The organism is Nocardia mexicana NBRC 108244, from assembly GCF_001613165.1.
Lineage (GTDB): Bacteria > Actinomycetota > Actinomycetes > Mycobacteriales > Mycobacteriaceae > Nocardia > Nocardia mexicana.
In genome coordinates, this window is the sequence record NZ_BDBV01000036.1 from 1 (window position 1) to 21,603 (window position 21,603).

The following is a 21,603-nucleotide window of genomic DNA, read 5'->3' on the forward strand; positions in this document are numbered from 1 at the left end:
GCCGACCCGTCGAACGCGTAGATGAGCACTCCGGCGACGACGGCGAGCAGGATGATGCCGTTGGAGAAGGCCAGCCGGTCCCCGCGAGTGTGCAGCTGGCGCGGCATATACCGGTGTTGCGCGAGGATCGAATTGAGCAGCGGGAACCCGTTGTAGGCGGTATTGGCCGCAAGGATCAGGATCAGCGCGGTGGTCACCATCAGGTAGTAGAACGCGATGCTGTGGCCGCCGAACACCGCGGCCGCGATCTGCGCGATCACGGTGCGTTGCGGATCGCTGGTGCAGTCGCCGGGGAATCCGATGATGTCGCAGGTGTTCTCGGTGACCCTGGTGTCGGAGATCATCGCCAGCGCGGTGACGCCGGAGAACATCGTGATCGAGATGGCGCCCATCGCCGCCATGGTCAGACCTGCACACTTGGTCGTGGAAGTTGCGTCCGATGCTTTCTTCGGTCGTCAGGTCGTGACGCCGGCGGTCAGGGCGTCGATCGTCAGATCCAGTACGCGAGAGTAGGTGGGGCCGAACTCTTCTGCGTGCATGACCAGTAGCAGCGCGGTACGTAGCGCGCCCACCACCACCCAGGGATCGTCCCCGACGATCTCGCCGGCGGACTGTTTCGCCGCGATGAACTCGGCCAGCTCTGTCCCGCCACTATTTCCCGCGGCGGCAACCGCTTCCGGAGCCAGCTTGCGTCGCAACAGTGCGTTCTCGTCCGGATGCGACATCAATCTGCGGTACAGCGGGTCTTCGTCCAGCACCTGCACCACCGCCCGCAGATAGCGGCGCAACGCGTCGACGGTGTCGTGTCCCCGGTGCAACCCCTTGTCGATGGTCTCCACTTTTACGCGTTGGGCATGAGTCAGCAGCAGGTCGAGGTACAGGGCTTCCTTGGAATCGAAGAAGGCGTAGAAGGTCGACTTCACGATCCCGGCGTCGGCGACCAGTTCCGCCAGCGATGTCTTCTTGAGCCCGACTGTCGAAAACAGCCGCTGCCCCGACGCGCGCAACGCTTCGGTGATGTGTGCGCGCTCCTGCTCGGTGAACGCTACAGGCAAACCGACCTCCTACGGTAAAAACGATCCGATTCAATGTTTTCATGCTGAGCTCCGGCCGTCGGAACGTGGCCGGGCGTTACCGCGCCCGGCGCGAATCCGCAGCGAACTGCTGGGCTCCGCGCCGGTTCGGGTTTTCCAGGCGAACGCTGTCCTTCGTGCGCTACATCAGGCCGATTCGCGCGTCACCGGGGAATTCTTCCCAGAGCAGTCGTTCCTCCTCATAGGGTGCCTTCGCTACGTCCCAGTCGTCGCCGATCAGCATGGTCTCGCGGGCGGCGCCGTAGGTCGGCCAGTGCCCGATGCTCGCGCACGACGGATCGCCGGTCGCCGCGAAACTTGTCCAGGCATCCTGCATGCGCTCCGCCAACCGGTCGGCGACCGGACCTTCCCCGTTGAACACCTTGGCCTTTTCGTCGGTGTAGGTGCCGAACAGGAAGCCGAGTTCCAGAGCGTGTGCCGCGCCCAAGCGTCCGCCCATGGCTGGGGACTCGTAGGTGAAGATGAACTGATATCCGGGGCGGCGCCGTTCGTCGAGGGCTTCGGACAGTTTGATCGACGGATAACGCAGTACCCGGTCGGTCTCGAGGGCGAACATGACGTCGGTCGGGCTCGCCGGCTGGCCGCGCCTGGTGCGAAGGTCGGTGTAGGCGGCCATCATTCGCTCTGCCTCGTCGCCGAGGAAGACGCGGCACGCGGCGAGCGCTTGGGCGTAATTCAGCTGCAGTGGTGGCTCGGAGCCCAATGCCAACCGGGTCTCGTCCAGGGTGGTGCCGACCATGATCGAGATATCGTCTGCGGCACCGCCGCGCACCGCGTCGTAGGGGCGCATGGGCAGGAAGTCACCGTCGACGACCGGGTTGAAGTGCATTCTCCCCGAGTTCGGGTCCTCCTGTTTCATCCGGGCGAGCAGGTCGGTGGATGCCTGGACCAGCCGCGACGGTTCCACCGCCCGGAGTGCGTCGGTATCGCGAGGGTCGACGCCGAGGATGTCGAGGAACAATTCGCTCATCCGGTTGGCGTTGTCGATGGTCTGGGACGAATGGGTGGCGGTGCTGTGCAGCACAGCCCGCCGGAACAACCCCTTCGCCGGGGTGATCGAGAGCAGGGCGGCCACCTCGATGGACCCGGCCGACTGCCCGAAGATCGTGACATTGTCCGGATCACCACCGAACGCGGCGATATTGTCGCGTACCCAGGTCAACGCTGCGATCTCATCCATCCGGCCCTCGTTGCCGGTGGACGGGATCCCCCCGCCGGTGAGATCGGTCAAGCGGAGGTAGCCCAATGCGCCGAGCCGGTAGTTGATGGTCACCACGACCACATCTCGGGTCGCGGCGAGTGTGGTGCCGTCGTAGAGCGGTTGCGATCCCGACCCGTACTCCAATCCACCGGAGTGGATCCAGAACAGGACGGGACGCTTGGCGTCGTCGAGCCCGGGGGTCCACACATTCAGATACAGGCAGTCCTCGCTGTGCCTGCCGGGAACGTCCAGGATGCCCGTGTGGATCTCCGACGGCGGTAGCGGGTGTTGCGGACTGACCGGCCCGAAGGCCCGCGCCGATCGCACACCATCCCACGGCTGGACCGGTTGCGGTGCCCGCCAACGCAGTTCACCGACCGGCGGCGCCGCATAGGGGACTCCTCGAAAGACATTGACACCATTGCATGACTCGCCCTCGAGCTTGCCGTAGGTTGTCGAGACAATGACCGATTCGGTCGACACAGGTCTTCTCCTTCGCCGATGTTCAGCAACGCACTGAACTGGTGATATGGGGTGGGATTGAGCGGCTCGCTCGTCGTTCGGCCGGAACGCCTGAGCGTCACTACATTTCGGATCCGAGACGTCAGCTCTGGGGTGCGTCGGCGCGGACGGCGCTGTCGTAGATAGCGACGAAGCGGTCGATCTGCCACAGCTGGGAAATGAAGACCAGGGTCCAGCCGAAGACGGTGGGCCAGATCTGGACGCTCACCAGCCCCCACCCGATCAGCGGCAGCCCCACCCCGGCGATACCGATGATCGCCGAGATCGCACGCCGGTGCGGTTCGGCGGCCGGCGCCTTCTCCGTCCACAGGCGCTCCCCGTAGATCCCCCTCTCGTCCCAGCGGCTCGGGACATCGATGGGCCGGAACATGCGGGTGTTGGCGAACATGAACGCGACGCCGCCGACCAGGACGGCCAGGGTCCACCAGCCCAGCACATCACGCAGGTAGATCGCGGCGAGCATGACCGCGAACGCGGCCATCCGGCTCCACACGCTCCACGGGTTGGCGTGCTTGCGCCAGTTCTCGTCGTTGAGGCCGAAGGTGTTCGCAGTGATCTGGGTGGTGCTCATGGTTCCTACTCCTCGTTCGCGGGCTTCCTCCGCCCGTCTGAAACCATAAAAACACATTGGGATGTTTGTTTTCAAGTCCGCGCGTTCATAGAGGGGCGCCGGCGCACCGGACAGCTCGTCTATCCCAGGACGAAGTAGCGCAGCCACAGGTACGGCGCCGCGACCGCGATCGTGATCGCGGAGACAACGGCGCCTTTGCGAGTGAACTCCCAGAACGAGATCGGGGTCTCCGCGCGTTTCGCGATGCCGAGCATGACCACATTGGCGCTGGCGCCGACAGCGGTCAGATTGCCGCCGAAATCCGCGCCGGCGGCCAGCGCCCACCACAGCGTGTTCGCGTGGTCGTTCATGCCGCCCACGAGCTCGGCAACCAGCGGGCTCATCGTGGCCACGTACGGAATATTGTCGATCACTCCCGACAGCAGCGCGGACACCACGAGGATCAGCATGGTGGCTACCAGGGCATCGCCGCCGGTGGCATCGACCGCAAGTCGCGAAAGGTCTTCGATCACACCGGTTTTCACCAGCGCACCGATCATCACGAACAGCCCCGCGAAAAACAGCAGCGTGTCCCACTCCACCGCCGACAGGTAATCCCGCTGCGGCACACCGGAAATCAGCACCAGCACCCCGGCACCCAGCAGCGCCACCACCGACGGGTCGACATGGAACAACGCGTGCCCGACGAACCCGGCGAACACCCCGGTCAGCACGAGACCGCATTTGATCAGCAGTTTCGGGTCGCGGATCGCCTCCCGCTCGTTCAGCGACATGACGTCGGCAGCGCGGTCGGGATCGACGGTGAAACTGCCGCGGAACAGCCACGGCAGCACCAGCGTGAACACGATCAGCTCGACGATCACCAAAGGTGCCAGGTGCACCAGAAAGTCGTTGAACGCCAGGCCCGCCCGGCTGCCGATGATGATATTCGGCGGATCACCGATCAGCGTCGCGGCACCGCCGATATTCGACGCGAGCACCTCCGCAATCAGGAACGGCACCGGATTGATGTCCAGCCGCTCACACACCAGCAGCGTGACCGGCGCGATCAGCAGCACGGTGGTGACGTTGTCCAGGAACGCCGACGCGATCGCGGTGATCAGAGTCAGCAGGATCATCACCCGCAGCGGAGATCCCTTGGCGCGCTTGACAGCCCAGATCGCCGTGAACTCGAACACGCCGGTCTGCCGCAGTACACCGACAATGATCATCATCCCGAGCAGCAGGAAGATGACGTTCCAGTCTATGCCGGTGTCGTGGGAGAAGAAGCTGTCGGCCGAACCGACCACACCCGCCGCCAGCACGATCGCCGCGCCGCCCAGGGCTGCGGTCGTCTTGTGGATCCGCTCGGTCGCGATCAGCACATACGCGACAGCGAACACGACGACCGACATGATCGCGGACGCGGTCATCGGCCGCACCCCCGAACCGGCTCGGTGCGGCGATCTCGGACCGGATTCAGCAGTGCTGCAGCGACGCCTGCAACAATCGTGTCGCGGTGATCACCCCGACGAGCTCCTCGCCCTTCATGACGGCTACCAGCGGGCTGCGGTGCTGTGCCATCAACGCCGCGACCTCGATGATCGTATCGTCGTGCTTGGCCGCCGGCACCTTCACCAGCCGCTCCGGGATCACGTCGCGGACCTTCTTGTGCCGCAGCTTCGACACCGCGTGGTCGCACATCGATTCGCTGAGCACCCCGGCCAGCGACGGGTCGTCCTGCACATACGTCGGCACCAGGAACCGCACCACCTGCGACGCCGGCAGCACCGCCTCCGGACGTCCCTGGCCATCGGTCACGACGATGCCGGGCAGCCGATGCTCGGCCAGCAACTTGGCCGCGTCCAGCGCGTCGGTGTCCATTCCGACCACCGGGTATTCCTCGGCCATCTGTGAAGCATGCACACCCGCAGGATACGACCGAACCGGGCGTGATCACCCGTAGCGAATTCGTCAAGATCAATCCGGTGCTGCTCACCAGCGCGCCCTCCGTCGGTCGGACCTGTCTCACCCGAGGTCACGGGCACGACTCGCCGACCAGACTTCCCGGCACACCCGAGTAGTAAAGATGCCGTAAATGACCACGTCAGGGCAAATCGACGAGCCACGGCATCCGACTACAGTCACGTGTAGGGAGTGCCGGGAAGCCTGGTCGGCGACAGCAGGAACAACGTCGACGACAGGGAGCGACAGGTGCATTTGCGCAACGCACTCGCGGCACACTACGCACATCCACGCGGGACCCTCGGAGCGGTTGCTGGGATCGCGATGGCGCACCACCGCGGCGCCCGCGCCTGCGGACGATGGGTCCTCGACACCCTCACCCCAGGACCCAGGGCCCGCGTACTCGAGATCGGATACGGGCCCGGCGTCACCCTCGCCGAAACCTGCCGCCGGGTGCCTGACGGGCAGATGGCTGGTGTCGACTCGTCGCCGCTGATGCGACGCCAGGCAGCCCGGCGCACCGCCCGTTTCGCCACCACCGGGCTGCTCGACCTGCGCCATGGCGACACTATCGACCTCGACCCCGACCTTCGCGAGTTCGACCTGATCTACGGCATCGACATCTGGCAACACTGGCCAGACCCGGACCGGATCATCGCCGACCTGGCCACCCGGCTGCGAGCGGCCGGACAACTGAGTCTGGCCCACACACGAGCTTCCCCATCCACGCTCACCCCGGGCGCCGCCGCCAAGAGATTGGCCGAAGCCTTCGCCGCCACACAGTTGGTCCACATCGGCACCGAGTGGATGCCGCGCACACCGGCCGCCATCCTGGTCACCGGCCACCGCCCCGCCATCACCTGACCGACCGGACCCGGTCAGCGCCAACGACGTCGAACATTCGAGTCCGATGCGGATGGTCACTTCCGCTGGAAGCCCCGGCTCCGGGCAGTGGAGCCGGGGGCGAAACCGAGATGGGCGAGCACGCCCTCCAGGTCGAGCCGCTGCGGAAGGCGCTGTATCGAGGCTGTGGGTGTATCTTTCGGCTCGGCCACACTGCCGCGCCCTGACAGAGGGATGCCTCGTCCAGACTGGGTGCGCCCGCTGATTGTTACTTCTTGCCGAGCAGGTGGGACGTCGGGCAGCGGTTTCGCGGCGAGGAGAGAGGACAGCGCCCATGGAATCGGTGAGCTTGGTGGGGTTCGGCGCTTGTCTGGTGCTCATTTGTCCGATGTTGCTCGTAATGACGGTGCGCACGTGGAAACGTAGGCGTACTTGGACACACGCAGAGGCAACGGTCACATCCGTGAAGACCAAGCGGCAGAACACAGGTGAAACGCAGACCACCGTCCAATACCGATACGTCGACTCCTCTGGTCAGCAACGATCCGGCACCGATACGCCGTGGTTCCGCGAGCCGAAACGCAACTCCCGTATCGCTGTGATGTACGACCCTGATCGACCGGAGATCAGTGAAGCGTCGTCTATGACGTGGCTGTACGTTCTGCTCGTCTTCTCCGCGGTCCTACTCGTCATCGGAGCGGGATTGATCGTGTCGGGGTTGGGGTGCGACCTTCTCGGTCTGTAGGTGTCCATCAAAACGGACGCCGACGGCGACCGGGCCTACGAGGATTGGACTGCCGTAGCGTTCGTGAGCGCGCCGATGCCCGACCTCGCCGGTGCGCCGGATACCGGCGGCGTCGAGGTAAGCCGCAGTCTCGAGCCTGCGCAGCGACGACGTCGTATTCTCCCCCGACGACACCGCCGAACTGCTGGAAACCATCGAGGAATCCGTCGACCAACTCACCGGGCTCGTCGGCAATCTGCTCGACTCCTCACGGCTCGCCACCGGTGCCGTACAACCACAACCCAAACGCCTCTACCTCGAAGAGGTCGTCCACCGCGCAATCGTCAGCCTCAGCATGGGCAACCACACCCTCCGCCGCGCAGCCATGGACCGCATCAAGGTCGAGGTCGGCGACATCTCAGTACACGCCGACACCCGGCCTGCTCGAACGGGTACTCGCCAACCTCATCGACAACGCACTGCGCTACACCCCACCGACACACCAATCCGCGTCACCGCCGAACACACCGATGACCACATATCCATCACCGTCGTCGACCACGGGCCCGCCATTGACGAAAACGAGTGGATAAAAGCGGCATCAGCTCCGGCGAGCACAGCTCGACTAATACTGCCGCCGCGTTTGTCGACGCAGACTTTGCAGATCAGGACCGAACGAAGCCCGGCGCCACCGGCATCGTTCGAGGTGACGGCGTATTTGACGAGGCCGAGGACTGAGGGCTAACCATGACTCGCATGGACACTTCTTCAGTGTCCAGGAGCACCAAAAATGGGAGCTATTCCCTGATGGCGCACTCGCAAAATGCCCCTGATCAGCGCGAATCACTTCGCAGGGTCAGGGGCATTTCGTATGGGGCGAATTCACATTTGGGGAATCGGGTCTTCCGCGGACTCGTTGCCGAGGGCGATGTGCACATCGGTGACCAACTGCGCGACCAGGCGGGTGTGCTCGCCTGCGAAGTAGAAGTGGCCGCCGGGAAAGGTGCGGGTGCCGAGGAAGTTCGTGGAGTGTGGCGCCCAGTTCACGGTGTCCGCCGTGGACGCCACCGGATCGTCCGCCCCGCAGAATGCCGACATCGGGCGATCCAGTACCGCAGGGGTTCTCGGCCGCCAGCTCTCTGCCGCTTCCAGGTCCGCACGCACCACCGCCTGTATGCGCTCCCAGATCCAGTCGTCCCGCAGGATGCGTTCCGGAAGCCCGCCCATCGCGAGCAATACGCCGCGCAGGTCGTCCGGGGCCAGTTGATACAGCCGCGGACCCGACCGAGTGAGCGAATGAAACGGGCCGGGATGGCCGGAGACCCCGACCCACTCGGGCGGCCGGTGACCGCTCTCCTGCACCCGCAGCGCCGCACCGAATGCGGCGAGCGCACCCATACTGTGCCCGAACAACGCGTACGGTACGTCGTCGTGCCGCGCGGCGAGATGATCGGCCAACGCCGCGTTGACCAGGTCGAGGTCTCGTACCGCAGGATGCGCGGCCGCCTTCCCCCGGCCGGGTGCGACAACGAGCCGGATCTCCCAGGCCGGCGGGAACAACGGTATCCAGGAGCGAAATATCGTGTGCGAGCCGCCGGCGTGGTGCAGCAGGTACATGCACAGTTGCGGATTGTCGACCGGGCGCGGCCGCAGGACCGACAGCATCTGGTCGTTCACGAGGCCCGCCTCAGCTGGATCACGACGTACGACTTGGTCAATACCTTCGAATCACCCAGCCGAACCGACAGCCGGAACCGAATCCGATCCTCACCTAGGTGCTCGGCAACCGTTGCGGTCACCGAGAGGGTGACACCGTCGTCGTCGGGCACGACGACCGGGTTCGCGAAGGAGGCTCGATAGTCGACAACGGTCGCCTCGGGGCCTGCCCATTCGGTTACCGTCCGCACCGCCAGCGACATCGTGAGCATTCCGTGCGCGACCACGCCGGGAAGGCCGGAGCGCCGGGCGATCCGATCGCTCCAGTGGATCGGGTTGTAGTCGCGGGAAGCGCCCGCGTACCGGATGAGGTCGGAGCGCGAAACGACGAATTCTCTGCCCGGCAGCGCTGTCCCCGCTTCGGGCAGCGCGGCGGATCGGTGTGGGTTCATGCCACTCTCGCCTCCGCCGGCGTCGTGGCGACGATCGTGGACTTCGCAGTGCACACATCCGCTCCGCCGGCATCTCGGATATGGATGACCGCGGCGAAGATCGTCTTCTCGCCGACGGTCTCGATGCCTGTTATCTCGGCATCGGTGGTCAGCACGTCGCCGGCCACGATCGGACGTGCGAACGTGAATTGCTGACTGCGGTGCACCACATTCGCGAAATCGATGTCCACATCGCATCGGGATATCGCCTCGCGTATCGCGGGCATCGCGGCGACGATGGCGAATGTGGTGGGCGCACGAAGCCGACCGCTCTCGTGAATGTTCGGCCGCTCACCGATCGCATCGGCGAATTCACGGATATTTTCACTACCAACCTCGAACACTCTATCTACCTCGACCCTCGTTGAATCGGCCCTGCCTCGAAGGTATCCAACCGGTAGCGGCGTCGTGAATTAGTCGATGGATTCAACCGGATACCCATTACGGTTCCTCCGTATGCAACTTTCGATATATTTCGCGCGCGGAGCAAGCGTGCCATCGGCGTCGAGTGTGCGTCTCGATGTGCTCGAGCCCGGGTCAGGCCGAGGTGAAGTACGGTTTTTCCGGTTCCAGCAGCGCCGCCTCCCGTGCTTTGCGGACCGCCGCCATTCGGGAGTCGGCACCGAGCTTCTCGAAGCAATTGTGCAGGTGCCGCTTCACCGTGCCCTCGGTAATCGCCAATTTCTTGGCGATCTGGCGGTTGCTCAGGGCCTCCGCGGCCAGCGCCAGCACCTCGACCTCGCGTGCGGACAGGACGACGGTGTGCCCGGCATCGTTGCCGGCGCTCAACCCACCGGACACGACAACGATCACCGACTGTCCGTCGCGGACGCTGCGGATCGTCGTCACCAAATGCTGGCGGCTGACGTTTTTCGACAGATAGCCGACCGCTCCGGCGTCCAGCAGCTTGCGCACGATGTCGGCGCGGTCGTGCATGGTGACGATGATGATCTTGGGGCTCGGGGTCAGCGCGCGCATGGTCGCGACCGAGCGAAAGGGATTGTGCTGCGGCATGTCGAGGTCGAGCAATACGATATCGGGTTTCACACGCGAAGCGACAGCGAGGACTTCCTCACCGTCGCCCGCGACCCCACAGATCGTGAAGTCGTCCTCGATCTGAAGGGTTTCGCAGAGGGTATCCCGAAGTAGCGTGTGATCGTCCGCAACAACGATTCGAGTGGCCGTGGTGTCAGGCAGCATTGTCGCCCTCTCGGTTGGACACCCAAATGTCGATTCGGGTGCCGTTCATGGGTTGGGTGGACAGCAGTAACACGCCGTCCAACTGCTCGATACGTTCGCGCATCGAAATCAGCCCGGTGCCCGCCGCGGGATCGGGCTCGGGCGGCACGACGAATCCTCGCCCGTTGTCCTGTACTACCGCGCAAATCCGCTCACGGGACACGTCCACCATCACGGTCACATCGGTCGCGTCCGAATGATCGAGTGCGTTGCGCAGGGCTTCGCGCAGCGAGATGAACACTTCCGAGCGCACATGTGCGGGCACCAGGGTCTCTTCGCCTTTGACGAAGACGTTGACCGTCATTTCGTCGGGGTTGGCGGCTTCCACGAAGGCCCGGAGATCGGCCCCGATATTCGACACCGGTGTCGACAGCCTCAGATCGGCCGCGAATCGCCGGGCACCGTCGAACATACCGGCGAGAATGGTGTCGAGTTCTCGCAGATGCGGCCCACCATCGACATCTCCGAGCAGCTGGTAGAGCTCCAGCTTGCGCAACGCGATGCTGAGATTGCTGCCGAACCAGTCGTGGAGCTCGCGCGCAATTCGATTGTGCTCGACCGTTCGACAGCGTTCTATATGTTGGTTCAGCGCGGTTTCGAACCATGCCGAGGACATCCGGTTTCGCTCCGCCACGCTGTGGTGCAGGTACCGAATGCCCAGCATTTTCGCGGATTCGCTCCCGGTCTGCGTGACGATGTGCGGCAGGATGATCTCGAAGAGGCCGTTCCACGCGGACACCAACTGGTCCAGCGGGATCTTCGCCGAGGAGGCGAAGACACCGATGGTCGATGCCAGCGCGACCTTCTTCTCGTGCAGCACTATCTGCCCTTGCCGGAGGCTGTCCGCATACTCGGCCAGTATGTAGCCGATCTGCCTTCGAAATTCCGACTGAATCGCATTGTGATCGAGCAGCGCTTCGGCATGGTCTCGCTGAAAGGTGACGAATTCGATATATATGAGGCGCGCAGTCTCCACGACGTCCCGATCTGCCGAGGACCCGCGCGCGCCCGTTTCGGTTCGGGATTCGCCCGACAATTTCCGGCCGAGCGCCATAATGTTGTTGATCAAGATCATTTTCCGGCCCCCCGGCGATCAAATAACTCTTCGGTCCATCACTACTCTTGCACGATGAACGCCGTCGGTCACCGGTTCGTCTGGGCAGATGGGCCCCGGACCTGACTCACGTTCAGATCCCGAGCCCATCCTCGGTCGCGCCCAGCCGGTGCGCAATCCGTCAATCTGACTTGTTTGCGAATTTTGTCTTGTTTCCCAACGCCCCACGGCATGCCGCGGGTTCTGGCGATCCCGAAGATCTGTTCGTGCAGGTCAGCTGGATTTCGTGTCCTCCAGGGCGTTCGGGGCACCCGACCCGTGCGGAACGCGGACGTCCACCTCGTACCCAGCGCTGATGGCGTGTTGCGGGTTACTCTCGGCCTATGCTGCTGGGGAGGGACCGCGAGCTGCGTGCAATCCGAAAGCTCATCGATGACGCGCGCGGGGGTGACGCGGGCATCATGGCGTTGCGTGCGGAGGCGGGGATGGGGAAGACCGCTTTTCTCGACGCGGCTCGCGACATGGCGGACGGGATGACCGTGCTCGAATGCTCGGGCGTGGAGTTCGAGTCCGGGCTCGCGTTCAGCGGACTGCATCAGTTGTTGCTGCCGATCCTCGATGCCGTGGACCTGTTGCCCGACGGCCAATCGGTTGCCCTGCGCAACGGCCTGGGCCTGGCGGACGGGAACTCCACGGACCTCGCCGTGTGCGCCGCCACATTATCGCTGCTCGCGCTGGCCTCGGAACAGCGGCCGCTGCTGATCCTGGTCGACGATGTGCAGTGGCTGGACGGCTCCTCCCGAGAGGCGCTGATGTTCACCGCACGTCGGCTGCTCGCGGATCCGATCGCGATGCTGTTGGCGGTGCGCGATCCGAGCGAGGTCGATACGTCGTTCCTGCCCGAACTGCGACTGGGCGGCCTGGACCGGGCCGACGCCGCGCGACTGCTCGACCAGGCGGGGTGGGAATCATCGGACATCGTTCGGGATGCGTTGATCGAAGCGACAACCGGTAATCCCCTGGCGCTGATCGAACTCTCGAGGACGGGAGCATCGGGTCAGCTCGCGCTGGACCTCATGCTGCGCGGCACGGTCCCGCTCAGCCTGCGCCTGCAGGAGGCGTTCGTTCGCCGGGTCGACCTGCTCCCGGCCGACTCCAGGCTGCTGGCCCTGGTCGTCGCGGCGGAAGCGAGCGCGGACACCGGGTTGCTGCTGCGCGCGGCGGCGCGGCTCGGGGTGCCGGACGCCGCGCTGGCGCCGATCGAGGAATCCGGCACCGTTCGGGTCGTGGGGCCTCATGTCACGGCAAGTCACCCCCTGATCCGTTCGGCGGTCTACCAGCGGGCGTCGTTTCATGATCGGGCGAGGGTGCATGCCGCGCTTGCCGCAGAGCTCGCCGAACGCGGCGATCGGTTGCGGTCCGCACACCATCGCGTGCTGGCCGCCGATGCCCCGGACGACGCGCTCGCGGCCGAGCTGGAACAGCTGGGCGACGAAGTGATCCGGCGCGGCGGAGCGGCCGCCGCGGCACAGACGATGCAGTGGGCCGCTCAGCTCAGTTCCGATGCCGACGACGCACGGCGTCGGCGCACCGAGGCCGCCTATGCCGCTTGGCGTTCGGGCCAGGCCGACATGGCTCGTTCGATCATCGACCAGATCGGTCGTGACCACGCCGACTCGACCGACGTCGTCGCGGCTCGGCTCGGCCGGCTGCACGGACTGATCGAAACCGATGACGGCGATCCCGTCCTGGCCTACGCGCAGCTGTTTCGCAGCGGCGATGTGATGGCGACCGTGCTGCCCGACGAGGCGATGTGGCTGCTGTTTCTCGCCGTGGACGCGGCCAGTATCAGCGGGGATCTCGAGGGGCAGCTGGCTGCCGCTCGACGGATGGTCGCACTCGACATCGAGGAGGCACTGCGGACTGCCGGGGGTGGGCTGCTCGCTGTCGTCGCCGGAACTTCCGCACCGGAAACGACGGATCCGCACCGCGTTTTCGCCGCGATCCGCGGTGTGCTGCCTTTCGGCGATCCGCGTCCGCAGATGCTCGCCATGGCGATCGGGACCCTGGGATATGACTGGCGGCCGGCTCGCGAGTTCGGCATCGAGCTGTGCAAAGAGCTCCGAGCCCTCGGCATGACCAATGTGCTGACCATCATTCTGAACTGGGTCGCGGACATCGAATACCACATCGGTCTGTGGCACCAAGGGGTATCACATGCCGAAGAGTCCGCCCGCCTGGCCCAGCATTGCGGGCAGCGATCCCGTCGAGCGACCGCGCTCGGGTTGCTGGCGAGGTTTGCCGCCGTGATGGGCGACGAGCACGGCTGTCTCGAGCATGTCGAACAGACGATGGCGCTCGCCTCCCCGCTGGGCAATCGCACCGCGACAGCGCTCGCGCAGTGGTCGCGGGGGTTGAACGATCTGGCAAGGCGGAATCCGGACGCGGCCGTCGAAAGTCTGCTCCGTGTCGCGGCCGCGGATTCGCCGCACTCGAACCAGTTGACCGCCCGGGCCGCGATGGCGGATCTGATGGAGGCCGCCTACTACTGCGGGGGCGATGAGCGGGTGCGTACCGCATTCGAGGATTTCGAGCGATGGGCCGCGGCGTCGGAGATTCCCTGGGTGACTGTCCAACTCGATCGGTGTCGCACCTTCGCGCATTGGGAGTTCGACGAAGAACACGCGCGGCGAGTGCTGGATGACCCCGCGATCGGCCACCTTCCCTTCGAGCACGCCCGGGCACACCTGACCTACGGCGGTTGGCTGCGCCGCAACCGACGGCCGGTCGAGGCACGCGAACACCTGCGGACCGCGACCGAGCTGTTCGGCAGTGTCGGCGCCACCGTGTGGCGGGCGAATGCCGTCACCGAGCTGCGCGCCGCGGGAGGATCCGCCGAACCGCCGGCCAGCGACGTCTCCATGTTGACCCCGCAGGAACTGCACGTGGCGCATCTGGCCGCAAAAGGGTTCAGCAACAAGGAAATTGCGGCTGAGATGTTCATCAGCCCGCGAACTGTGGGCTACCACTTGTACAAGATCTTTCCGAAGTTGGGGATCGCTTCCAGGTCCGACCTGCGCCGGATCGGTTCGTTTGCGCGTGATGTGCCGCTCGCCGAGCGGCCGTGAGCCGCTCGGCGAGTAGTCCGGTCCGTCATGTTCGGACGGCGACCGTTTCCGGCTCGCTCTTCGCCGGACCCGGTGCCGGGCCCGCATCCTCTCGCAAGCCGTTCCGCTCCCACCACCGGGCCAACGGCGCCGGCGCCCACCATGCCCAGCGCCCGAGCAGCTTCATCGAAGCCGGCACCAGCAGGCCTCGAACCACGGTGGCGTCCACCAGGATCGCCACCACCAGCCCGACGCCGACCATCTTCAGCAAGGTGACGCTGGCGAACACCCACCCGCCGATGACCACCAACATCAGGAGGACGGCGCCGGTGACGATCCGCGATGTCTGCTGGACGCCGACGGCGATCGAGGTCTCCACATCCCCGGTGCGTACCCAGTGCTCCCTGATTCGCGCGAGCAGGAATACCTCGTAGTCCATCGCGAGTCCGAACGCGATCGCCACGATGAACACCGGGAAATTCACATCGACCGCACCCACCGGGACGAAACCGAGCTGATCGTGCAGAAAACCGTCTTGGAAGACCAGCTTGATCACTCCGAAGGCCGCCGACAACGACAGGAGGTTCAGCAGCATGGCCTTGATCGGCAACAGCACCGACCCGAACGCGAGGAACATCACCACGAAGCTCACCAGCGCGATATACAGCAGCATCAACGGCAATCGCGAACTGATCATCTCGATGATGCCGAAGCGCGATGCCGGCATGCCGGTGACGAGCACGGTCGCCCCGTCCGGCGGCGCGACCGCATGCACCCCGTCGACCATGGCGCGGGCCTGCCTGGACTGCGGATCGATCGAGTAGTGCAGGGTGATCCGCGTGAGGTCGTCGGCCCTTCCGGTCGCGGTGGCGTCGGCGATGTCCGGAACCTCCGCCAGCCGGCTCGCGTAGCTGTCCATCGCGGACCTGGTCGCGGGGTCCTCGGACGGGCCCGGCGTGCGAACCACCACGGTCATCACCCGAGCGGGATCTTGCTCGAAGTCGCTCGCCAACCGATCGGTGACCGCGCGCGCGTCCGCGGTCGGCGGCAGCACCCAGTCACCGGGGCGCGCCCAGTTCGCGGACAGCACCGGTGCGCCGAGGCCGAGCAGCGCGGCGACGATGACCACGGTCGCCACCACCGGACGCCGCATGATCATCCGGGCGACGCGGGACCAACGCCCGTCGGTGGCGTCGGGGCGACTGCGCAACGGCAGCGGGACCCGCAGCGAGTCGATCTTGCGCCCCACGATCCGCAACAGCGCCGGCATCAGGAACAGGGAGCCCAGCACCGCGAAGAGCGCGACCGAGATGCCGGCGTATCCCATCGAACTGAGGAAGTTCGCGGGGAACAGAGTCAGGCAACCGAACGAAGCGCCGGCGGTGAGTCCGGAGAACAGGATCGTCCGGCCTGCCGTGGCGGTGGTGATCCGGACCGCCTCGTCGACGCTCGACCCCAGGGCCAGTTGCTCGCGGAATCGGCTCACCATCAGCAGCCCGTAGTCGATGGCGAGGCCGAGCGCGAGAACGGTGACGATATTGATCGCGAACGCCGACACGTTCGTGAACATCGTGAACACCCGGAGGGCGACGAACGACCCGGCGGTCACTATGAGCGCGACCGCGAACGGCAGGATCGCGGCGACGAAGGACCGGAACACCACCACCATCAGAATCAGCAGGATGGGGATGGAAAGGATCTCGGCTCGCACGATGTCACGGGAGTTGCGTTCGTTGACCTGACCGGTCATCGCGGTGAGACCACCGAAACGCGTTTGCAACTCCGGCGAGGTCAGTCCCTCCTCGATCGCCCGGAACTGCCGCACCCGCTGGTACTCGTTGGTCGACGGCAACTGGATCGTGACGTAGGAAGCGTGCCGGTCGTTCGAGACGAACGCCGGGTCGTGTCTGGTCCAGTAGGTCTCGAGTGAGACGACGGCGCCGGACGGAACCGTGGCGACCGCATTCGCCACGGCCGTGGCGAACTCGGGCTGATCGACGGTCAGGCTCGGGTGTTCGTACAGCACCACCAGGTCGGCGGTCTGCCGACCGAGCGGGCCCGCGAGCGCGGCATCGGCCCGCCCCGACTCGCTGTTCGGATCCTCGAAGCCGGCTCCCGCACTCAACGAGCCGAACGCCCCGGTCCCCCAGAACGCGGCGAGAATGAAGAACAGAACCGACCCGATGATGACAAGCCGGCGCCGGCGGGCGCCGAATTCACCAATGGCGGAGAACATAATTGCCTTTCCTAGTGTGCGGCAGTGACGGCCTGCTCGATGGTCATGTTCTCGTGAGTCCTCGTCGCCATTCCTCTATGGCATCGTCCGCCTCACAGGGTTGAGGCTACGAGCGCGGGCCCTGCCCGACATCTGTCGAAATGACTGGCGCGCGATCGTCGGAAGATCACGGTCGGCGGTGGTGTCGATCATTGCCATGATCCGGCGGCTCGGAGATGAGAAGGCGGGCACGGCAACGACTCTCGGGCTGTGCCCGCCCCTCGACGACACGCCGCCGGAAGCACCGGATCAACCCTCACCCCATCAGAACATCGGTGTCTTGTACGGTGTCGGGGCCTTGGCGGCGGCGGCCGCGGCGGTCGCCTCGATGCTGTCCACGCGCGAGTACACGCCGAGCTGTTGAAGGATCCTGATCACGTCCCGCGAGCCCCAATGCTCGACGGCCTTGCCGTCGACGACTCGGTAGTAGTGCATCTGGGTGACCGAAACCTGCTTTCCGGTAGGCGCGTAGCCCATGTACTCGCCCAGTTGTGTTCCCGTGAACCGCACTCGAGCGAAGCAGCGGTCGTCGGTGGCGAACAGGTCCTCCGGTTCCCAGGCCGCGTCGGGAAACGATTTATGCACATCCTCCACGACCTTGATGAAACCGTCCGGACCGATCGGCAAATCCGGAGCCGATTCGTGGTCGATAAAGTCCGCGGTCAGGTGCTTGCGAGCACCCTCGAGGTCGGCATTCGCCACTACCTTGGCAATGCCGAATATCAGCTCCCGCATTTCCGGCGTCATCTTCAGTGCCCTCTGCCGGACTTCCTCGCTCACGCCGAGTTCATCTGTCTCCGCGGCCACATTCTCAACCATGGATTTCCCTTCATCGGACTCGCCCACTCCACGAAGCGGGTCGGCTTGCCGGCGAGATACCTCGTCGGCCACGAACATTAAACCCCGAATCACACCCGTAATAAGTCGGCCGCCGCATAGTTGTTTCGCATGACCGACGCCGCATTACACCTCGGTCGCAGTCGAATGTAACTTTCGATGAATATGACCACCCGGCCGTGACCACCGCCGGTAACGTCCTGATCCGGACGGCCGGAGGTGTATTACGAAAAATGCACACGACCATGGCCGGTAATATAGGAGAGTCGGGATGACGGCTAAGAGCAGCCGAGTTCTGTGGGCATTGCTTGCCACATCCATACCCATGTTCATGGTGGCGCTGGACAACCTGGTCGTCACCAATGCGCTCGCGGAGATGGCCGATGACTTCGGTGCGCGGCAGTCGACGCTGCAGTGGATTGTCAACGGCTATCTGCTGTCGTTCGCGGGCCTGCTGCTCGGAGGCGCGGCGCTCGGTGATCGCTTCGGCCGGCGACGAGTATTCGCCGGCGGCATCCTGCTGTTCACCGTGTCGTCCGCGGTCTGCGCGATGGCGGAGTCGGTCGGGATGTTGCTGGCCGCACGTGCGGTGCAAGGCATCGGCGGCGCGATCATCCTGCCCGTCTCGCTCACTCTCGCCGTCGCCGCGGTGTCCGAGAAGCAACGCAACATGGCCATCGGAGTGTGGGGTGGCGTCAACGGCCTCGGCATCGCACTCGGACCACTTGCCGGTGGCGCCGTCGCCGAATATCTGAGTTGGCACTGGATCTTCTGGATCAATGTGCCGGTCGGTCTGCTCGCGCTGCCGATGGTGGTGTACGCGATCGCGGAGAGCCGCGGTGCGGAGCGAAATATCGACGGAGTCGGCGTCGTCCTCGTCACCGGATCGGTGGTGTCGGCCGTTTGGGGAATCGTCGCGGCCGCCGACCACGGCTGGGGCGGGCCTCGCACCGTCGCCGGGATCGCGGTAGCGATAGTCCTGTTCATCATATTCTTGCGCTATGAACGGCACGTCGCAGAACCGCTGGTTCCGCTCCGGATGTATCGCATTCGCGATTTCATGTTGAGCAACGCCGCGTCATTGGCAATGCACTTCGGCGTATTCGGTTCGGTATTTTTCCTCATGCAGTTCTTACAGGGCCCGATGGGATTCGGACCACTCGAGGCCGGATTGAGCACCTTGCCCTGGACCGCCGCGCCCGTTCTGGTCGTGCCATTGGCAAGCTTGCTGATCGAACGCGTCGGGGGCGGCGCACTCCAGGCGTGTGGGTACGGCCTGCAATCCGTTGCGCTCGGATGGCTTGCGCTGACGATCGGACCGGACATGTCATACGGCGTCATGGTGGTTCCGATGGCCCTCGCGGGGATCGGGATGGGGCTGGCGTTCGCGGCGATACCGGCTACGGTGCTCGCGTCCGTGGCCGACTCCGAGCACAACAAGGCGTCCGGAGTGAACAGCACTATTCGGGAATTCGGCGGCGCTCTCGGTATCGCGGTAGCAACCCCGGTATTCACGCACGGATTCGACCGATCTGCGGACGGTTCCTCGATCGGTGATCAAGCAACGGCCTTCAGCGTGGGGACGCAGCACGCGCTGTGGCTCGGTGCGGTAATCGTCGCCGTCGCCGTGCCTGTCGCGCTGCTGATTCGCAGGCCGTCCGGCACCGCCTCGGGAAGTCCCGACGCGGAGGTGGCACCGGCTCGGCACAACCCGCTGCCGGCGGCCGCCGACTGAACAGACCAGCGAAAGGCTGACCAGACATGGCATGTATATCGCGCAGAGCGGCTCTCGCGGGCGCGACCTCATTGGCGGCGATGCTCCTCACGGCCTGCCAGGAGGCGCCCGGACCCGGCCCATCCGCCGACATCGCCGGTTCGTCGATCCGATCCGGCGGCGGTCCCGAGCTGATCACCGCGTCGTCGCCCGGCCTCTTTCCCGAGGGCGCGGCGTGGGACCCGCATCGCCGCGGCTTTCTGATCGGCTCGACCACGCGGGGCAACGTGTCGGTGGTCGGCCTGGACGGCAGCGTTTCCGAACTCGTCCCCAGCCTCGGCGCGGTGTCGACGTTGGGAATCGAGGTCGACCCGATTCGCAATCGCATCTATATCGCCTACAGCGATTACGAACTGCGGAAGGTATTCCCCACCGATCAGCCTCCGGTGTCCGGTGTGGCCGTTGTCGACCTGATAACGGGTGGAGTGGAACGGAAGATCGACACGGCGCTCGGGCGAGCCGACACGTTCGCGAACGACCTGGCCGTCGACACGGTCACCGGTTCGGTCTATCTGATCGATTGCGTCTACGACACCGTTCAAGTGATCGACCCGGCCGGAAGCGTCCGGCCACTGGTCAGTGATCCGAGGTTCCGCAGTCCGAGCGTCGGCCTGAACGGCATCGTCTGGCATCCCGATGGCTACCTGGTCACCGGGCGATACGACACCGGCGCACTGTTTCGAATCTCCCTGCAGGGTGCGGCGCAGGTCACCGAGGTCGCCACCGAGACGACGCTGCGCGGAATCGAGGGTTTCACGCTGCGCCCGGACGGAACCCTGCTGATGGCGCAGAACAGATTGGGCGTCACCGCCGGCGTGGATGCGGTCACCGGGCTCCGCAGCGAGGACGATTGGCGCACCGCGCGTGTGGTCGACCGGACCGACCCCTGGCCCGTCAGCGCGCCGACGTCGGTGGCGTTCGGTCCCTTCGGCGCCTATGCGCTGAGCGGACAGGTGGACCTCGCGATGGCCGGCCGGATGGACGCCACGGCCATCTGGCTGCGTCACGTACCGTTCTGACCCCGGCTACCCTGCCGTGACGAAGGACCGCGAGGCGCCGTCGCACCTCGCGGTCCCATTTCGGGCTCGTATCTCCGTCAGCCGGGCAACCGTCATCCTCGTCGCGATGCGCGCTTGACGTAGCGTCCGTAGAGCAGTTCACGCAGCACGTCGTCGCCGCCCTCGACGATCGCGATGTGCCGCATGTCCCGCAGGCACCGCTGGATGTCGTGGCCCGCGGTGTAGCCCAGACCGCCGAACGCCTCCGACGCCCGACTCGCGACCCGCCAGCCGACCTGACCACAATGCATCTTGGCCACAATCGCCGACTTCAGCACGCCGTCGGCATAGAACACCGCCGCCCGATCGGATCGCTGGTAGATGTCGTCGTATTCGGCCGCGGCGCACCGGCACTGGGCCTTCATCGTTTCGAGTTCCATCTCGAGCTGACCCATGCGGGCGCCGAAGACGGCGTTGCGGTTCAGCGGTTGCCCACCGAGCCGCTTGCTCGCCGCGTAGTCCATGCTCAGATCCCGAATCCGCCGGGTCAGACCGATCGCGATCGAGGCCATCAGGATCCGGCTCGCGTCGAGCCCGACCTCCAGGATCCGAATACCGTTGCCCGACAACCGATTTGCTGCCGGGACGACGCAATCGGTGAAAGTTGCCGGGTACGTGGCAGTACCGTGCAGGCCCGACATCGGCCACCGTTGGCCGACAACAAATCCCGGACTGTCCGACGGGACCAGGATCAGGGCGAAATCTCGGGGGTTGTCGACGTCGCGGGCCAGCACGAGGCAGAACCGCGCGAACGCCAAGTTGGTCGAGAACTGCTTATCGCCGTTGATGTGCAGCACATCGCCGTCGCGGCGGAACGTGGTCTGCGTACGGGCCAGCTCGCTGCCCGCCTCGGCCTCGCTGCCGAGTGCCGCCGCGAAGGATCCATGGGTGGCCATCTCCGCCAAGTAGCGGCGCGCCAACTCCTCGGGACCGTAGAGCTCGAGCATTCGTGACGCGAGGATCGGCAGAAACGCGGCGAACGCGAATCCGGCGTCGTGGTAGGAGAGTTCGGAGACGACGTTCACCGACTCGCACAGTCCGACACCCCGTCCGCCGTATTCGGCGGGCACCCACCAGTCGGCGAGGTCGGCCGATCGGAACTGCTCCCACAGTGGGTGCCGGTCGTCGTAGACGGTTTCGACATCCGGCGCCGGTGCGGCGGCGAGCACGGTCCGCCCGAAATGGCGGGCCTGCTCGACAATGTCGCCCACCG

Annotated in this window: 18 protein-coding genes and 2 pseudogenes; 6 read left to right on the forward strand and 14 right to left on the reverse strand. The window is 65.3% G+C overall.

The genetic code is table 11. From position 1 onward, the window contains the following. The 6 genes and pseudogenes from NM1_RS14860 to NM1_RS14885 all read right to left on the reverse strand — a co-directional run. Positions 1-413 (reverse strand): annotated as a pseudogene (locus NM1_RS14860) (amino acid permease); the annotation flags it as partial. Between the two features lie 42 nt (positions 414-455). Then, a complete protein-coding gene (locus NM1_RS44630) occupies positions 456-1,055 on the reverse strand; it encodes a TetR/AcrR family transcriptional regulator (RefSeq protein ID WP_068019825.1) in 600 nt (199 codons plus the stop codon). A gap of 160 nt (positions 1,056-1,215) precedes the next feature. Further along, the gene (locus NM1_RS14870) at positions 1,216-2,778 is read right to left on the reverse strand and encodes a carboxylesterase/lipase family protein (RefSeq protein WP_068019826.1); all 1,563 of its coding nucleotides are present in this window, start codon (positions 2,776-2,778) and stop codon (positions 1,216-1,218) included. Positions 2,779-2,899: 121 nt separating this feature from the next. After that, positions 2,900-3,388, reverse strand: coding sequence for a DUF6653 family protein (locus NM1_RS14875; protein WP_068019827.1), 489 nt, complete (start codon positions 3,386-3,388; stop codon positions 2,900-2,902). 119 nt (positions 3,389-3,507) lie between these two features. Beyond that, positions 3,508-4,800: an ArsB/NhaD family transporter gene (locus NM1_RS14880; protein ID WP_068019828.1), complete on the reverse strand. Its 1,293-nt coding sequence runs from the start codon at positions 4,798-4,800 to the stop codon at positions 3,508-3,510. A gap of 46 nt (positions 4,801-4,846) precedes the next feature. Further along, positions 4,847-5,293: a CBS domain-containing protein gene (locus NM1_RS14885; RefSeq protein WP_068019830.1), complete on the reverse strand. Its 447-nt coding sequence runs from the start codon at positions 5,291-5,293 to the stop codon at positions 4,847-4,849. A 363-nt stretch (positions 5,294-5,656) separates the two neighbouring features. Here NM1_RS14885 and NM1_RS14890 point away from each other — a divergent pair, with 363 nt between their 5' ends. The 3 genes and pseudogenes from NM1_RS14890 to NM1_RS43975 form a co-directional block, all read left to right on the forward strand. Further along, the gene (locus NM1_RS14890) at positions 5,657-6,196 is read left to right on the forward strand and encodes a class I SAM-dependent methyltransferase (protein WP_147289085.1); all 540 of its coding nucleotides are present in this window, start codon (positions 5,657-5,659) and stop codon (positions 6,194-6,196) included. Between the two features lie 442 nt (positions 6,197-6,638). Next, positions 6,639-6,920, forward strand: coding sequence for a hypothetical protein (locus NM1_RS41085; RefSeq protein WP_425454317.1), 282 nt, complete (start codon positions 6,639-6,641; stop codon positions 6,918-6,920). A 121-nt stretch (positions 6,921-7,041) separates the two neighbouring features. After that, positions 7,042-7,473 (forward strand): annotated as a pseudogene (locus tag NM1_RS43975) (sensor histidine kinase); the annotation flags it as partial. A gap of 308 nt (positions 7,474-7,781) precedes the next feature. On the opposite strand, the gene NM1_RS14895 reads toward NM1_RS43975, so the two are convergent. From NM1_RS14895 to NM1_RS14915, 5 genes are all read right to left on the reverse strand, one after another. Beyond that, positions 7,782-8,576 (reverse strand): thioesterase II family protein, encoded by a 795-nt coding sequence (locus NM1_RS14895; RefSeq protein ID WP_068019833.1) that lies wholly within the window; start codon positions 8,574-8,576, stop codon positions 7,782-7,784. Next, complete coding sequence (locus NM1_RS14900; RefSeq protein ID WP_068019835.1) at positions 8,573-9,007, reverse strand: MaoC/PaaZ C-terminal domain-containing protein; 435 nt, start codon at positions 9,005-9,007, stop codon at positions 8,573-8,575. Before NM1_RS14900 ends, NM1_RS14895 begins: the two co-directional genes overlap by 4 nt. Continuing rightward, positions 9,004-9,390 carry an FAS1-like dehydratase domain-containing protein gene (locus tag NM1_RS44635; RefSeq protein WP_068019837.1) on the reverse strand — a complete coding sequence of 129 codons (387 nt, stop codon included), beginning with the start codon at positions 9,388-9,390 and terminating at the stop codon, positions 9,004-9,006. The genes NM1_RS14900 and NM1_RS44635 overlap by 4 nt, the downstream gene beginning before the upstream one ends. A 193-nt stretch (positions 9,391-9,583) precedes the next feature. After that, positions 9,584-10,246, reverse strand: coding sequence for a response regulator (locus NM1_RS14910; protein ID WP_068019839.1), 663 nt, complete (start codon positions 10,244-10,246; stop codon positions 9,584-9,586). Next, positions 10,236-11,360 (reverse strand): sensor histidine kinase, encoded by a 1,125-nt coding sequence (locus NM1_RS14915; protein WP_068019841.1) that lies wholly within the window; start codon positions 11,358-11,360, stop codon positions 10,236-10,238. Before NM1_RS14915 ends, NM1_RS14910 begins: the two co-directional genes overlap by 11 nt. Positions 11,361-11,722: 362 nt before the next feature. Between NM1_RS14915 and NM1_RS14920 the strand changes: the two genes are divergently transcribed. Further along, positions 11,723-14,467 (forward strand): helix-turn-helix transcriptional regulator, encoded by a 2,745-nt coding sequence (locus tag NM1_RS14920; RefSeq protein WP_068019843.1) that lies wholly within the window; start codon positions 11,723-11,725, stop codon positions 14,465-14,467. Positions 14,468-14,492: 25 nt separating this feature from the next. Here NM1_RS14920 and NM1_RS14925 read toward each other — a convergent pair whose 3' ends face one another. Together NM1_RS14925 and NM1_RS14930 are read right to left on the reverse strand one after the other, a co-directional pair. Further along, positions 14,493-16,682 (reverse strand): MMPL family transporter, encoded by a 2,190-nt coding sequence (locus tag NM1_RS14925; RefSeq protein WP_068019846.1) that lies wholly within the window; start codon positions 16,680-16,682, stop codon positions 14,493-14,495. A 303-nt stretch (positions 16,683-16,985) separates the two neighbouring features. Beyond that, the gene (locus NM1_RS14930; RefSeq protein ID WP_169814259.1) at positions 16,986-17,612 is read right to left on the reverse strand and encodes an ester cyclase; all 627 of its coding nucleotides are present in this window, start codon (positions 17,610-17,612) and stop codon (positions 16,986-16,988) included. Between the two features lie 217 nt (positions 17,613-17,829). Here NM1_RS14930 and NM1_RS14935 point away from each other — a divergent pair, with 217 nt between their 5' ends. Beyond that, positions 17,830-19,293: an MFS transporter gene (locus NM1_RS14935; protein WP_068019850.1), complete on the forward strand. Its 1,464-nt coding sequence runs from the start codon at positions 17,830-17,832 to the stop codon at positions 19,291-19,293. 80 nt (positions 19,294-19,373) lie between these two features. Then, positions 19,374-20,351, forward strand: coding sequence for a hypothetical protein (locus NM1_RS14940; protein WP_147289086.1), 978 nt, complete (start codon positions 19,374-19,376; stop codon positions 20,349-20,351). A 92-nt stretch (positions 20,352-20,443) separates the two neighbouring features. Here the strand turns inward: NM1_RS14940 and NM1_RS14945 are convergent, their stop codons facing one another. Next, the gene (locus NM1_RS14945; RefSeq protein WP_068019852.1) at positions 20,444-21,601 is read right to left on the reverse strand and encodes an acyl-CoA dehydrogenase family protein; all 1,158 of its coding nucleotides are present in this window, start codon (positions 21,599-21,601) and stop codon (positions 20,444-20,446) included. Between the last annotated feature and the right edge of the window lie 2 nt (positions 21,602-21,603).

Excerpts from the sequence above, each read along its gene's own strand:
- NM1_RS14875 (WP_068019827.1), bottom strand. The coding sequence starts at position 3,388 with ATGAGCACCACCCAGATCACTGCGAACACCTTCGGCCTCAACGACGAG.
- NM1_RS14880 (WP_068019828.1), bottom strand. The coding sequence starts at position 4,800 with ATGACCGCGTCCGCGATCATGTCGGTCGTCGTGTTCGCTGTCGCGTAT.
- NM1_RS14890 (WP_147289085.1), top strand. The coding sequence starts at position 5,657 with ATGGCGCACCACCGCGGCGCCCGCGCCTGCGGACGATGGGTCCTCGAC.
- NM1_RS14900 (WP_068019835.1), bottom strand. The coding sequence starts at position 9,007 with ATGAACCCACACCGATCCGCCGCGCTGCCCGAAGCGGGGACAGCGCTG.
- NM1_RS14910 (WP_068019839.1), bottom strand. The coding sequence starts at position 10,246 with ATGCTGCCTGACACCACGGCCACTCGAATCGTTGTTGCGGACGATCAC.
- NM1_RS14915 (WP_068019841.1), bottom strand. The coding sequence starts at position 11,360 with ATGATCTTGATCAACAACATTATGGCGCTCGGCCGGAAATTGTCGGGC.
- NM1_RS14920 (WP_068019843.1), top strand. The coding sequence starts at position 11,723 with ATGCTGCTGGGGAGGGACCGCGAGCTGCGTGCAATCCGAAAGCTCATC.
- NM1_RS14925 (WP_068019846.1), bottom strand. The coding sequence starts at position 16,682 with ATGTTCTCCGCCATTGGTGAATTCGGCGCCCGCCGGCGCCGGCTTGTC.
- NM1_RS14935 (WP_068019850.1), top strand. The coding sequence starts at position 17,830 with ATGACGGCTAAGAGCAGCCGAGTTCTGTGGGCATTGCTTGCCACATCC.
- NM1_RS14940 (WP_147289086.1), top strand. The coding sequence starts at position 19,374 with ATGCTCCTCACGGCCTGCCAGGAGGCGCCCGGACCCGGCCCATCCGCC.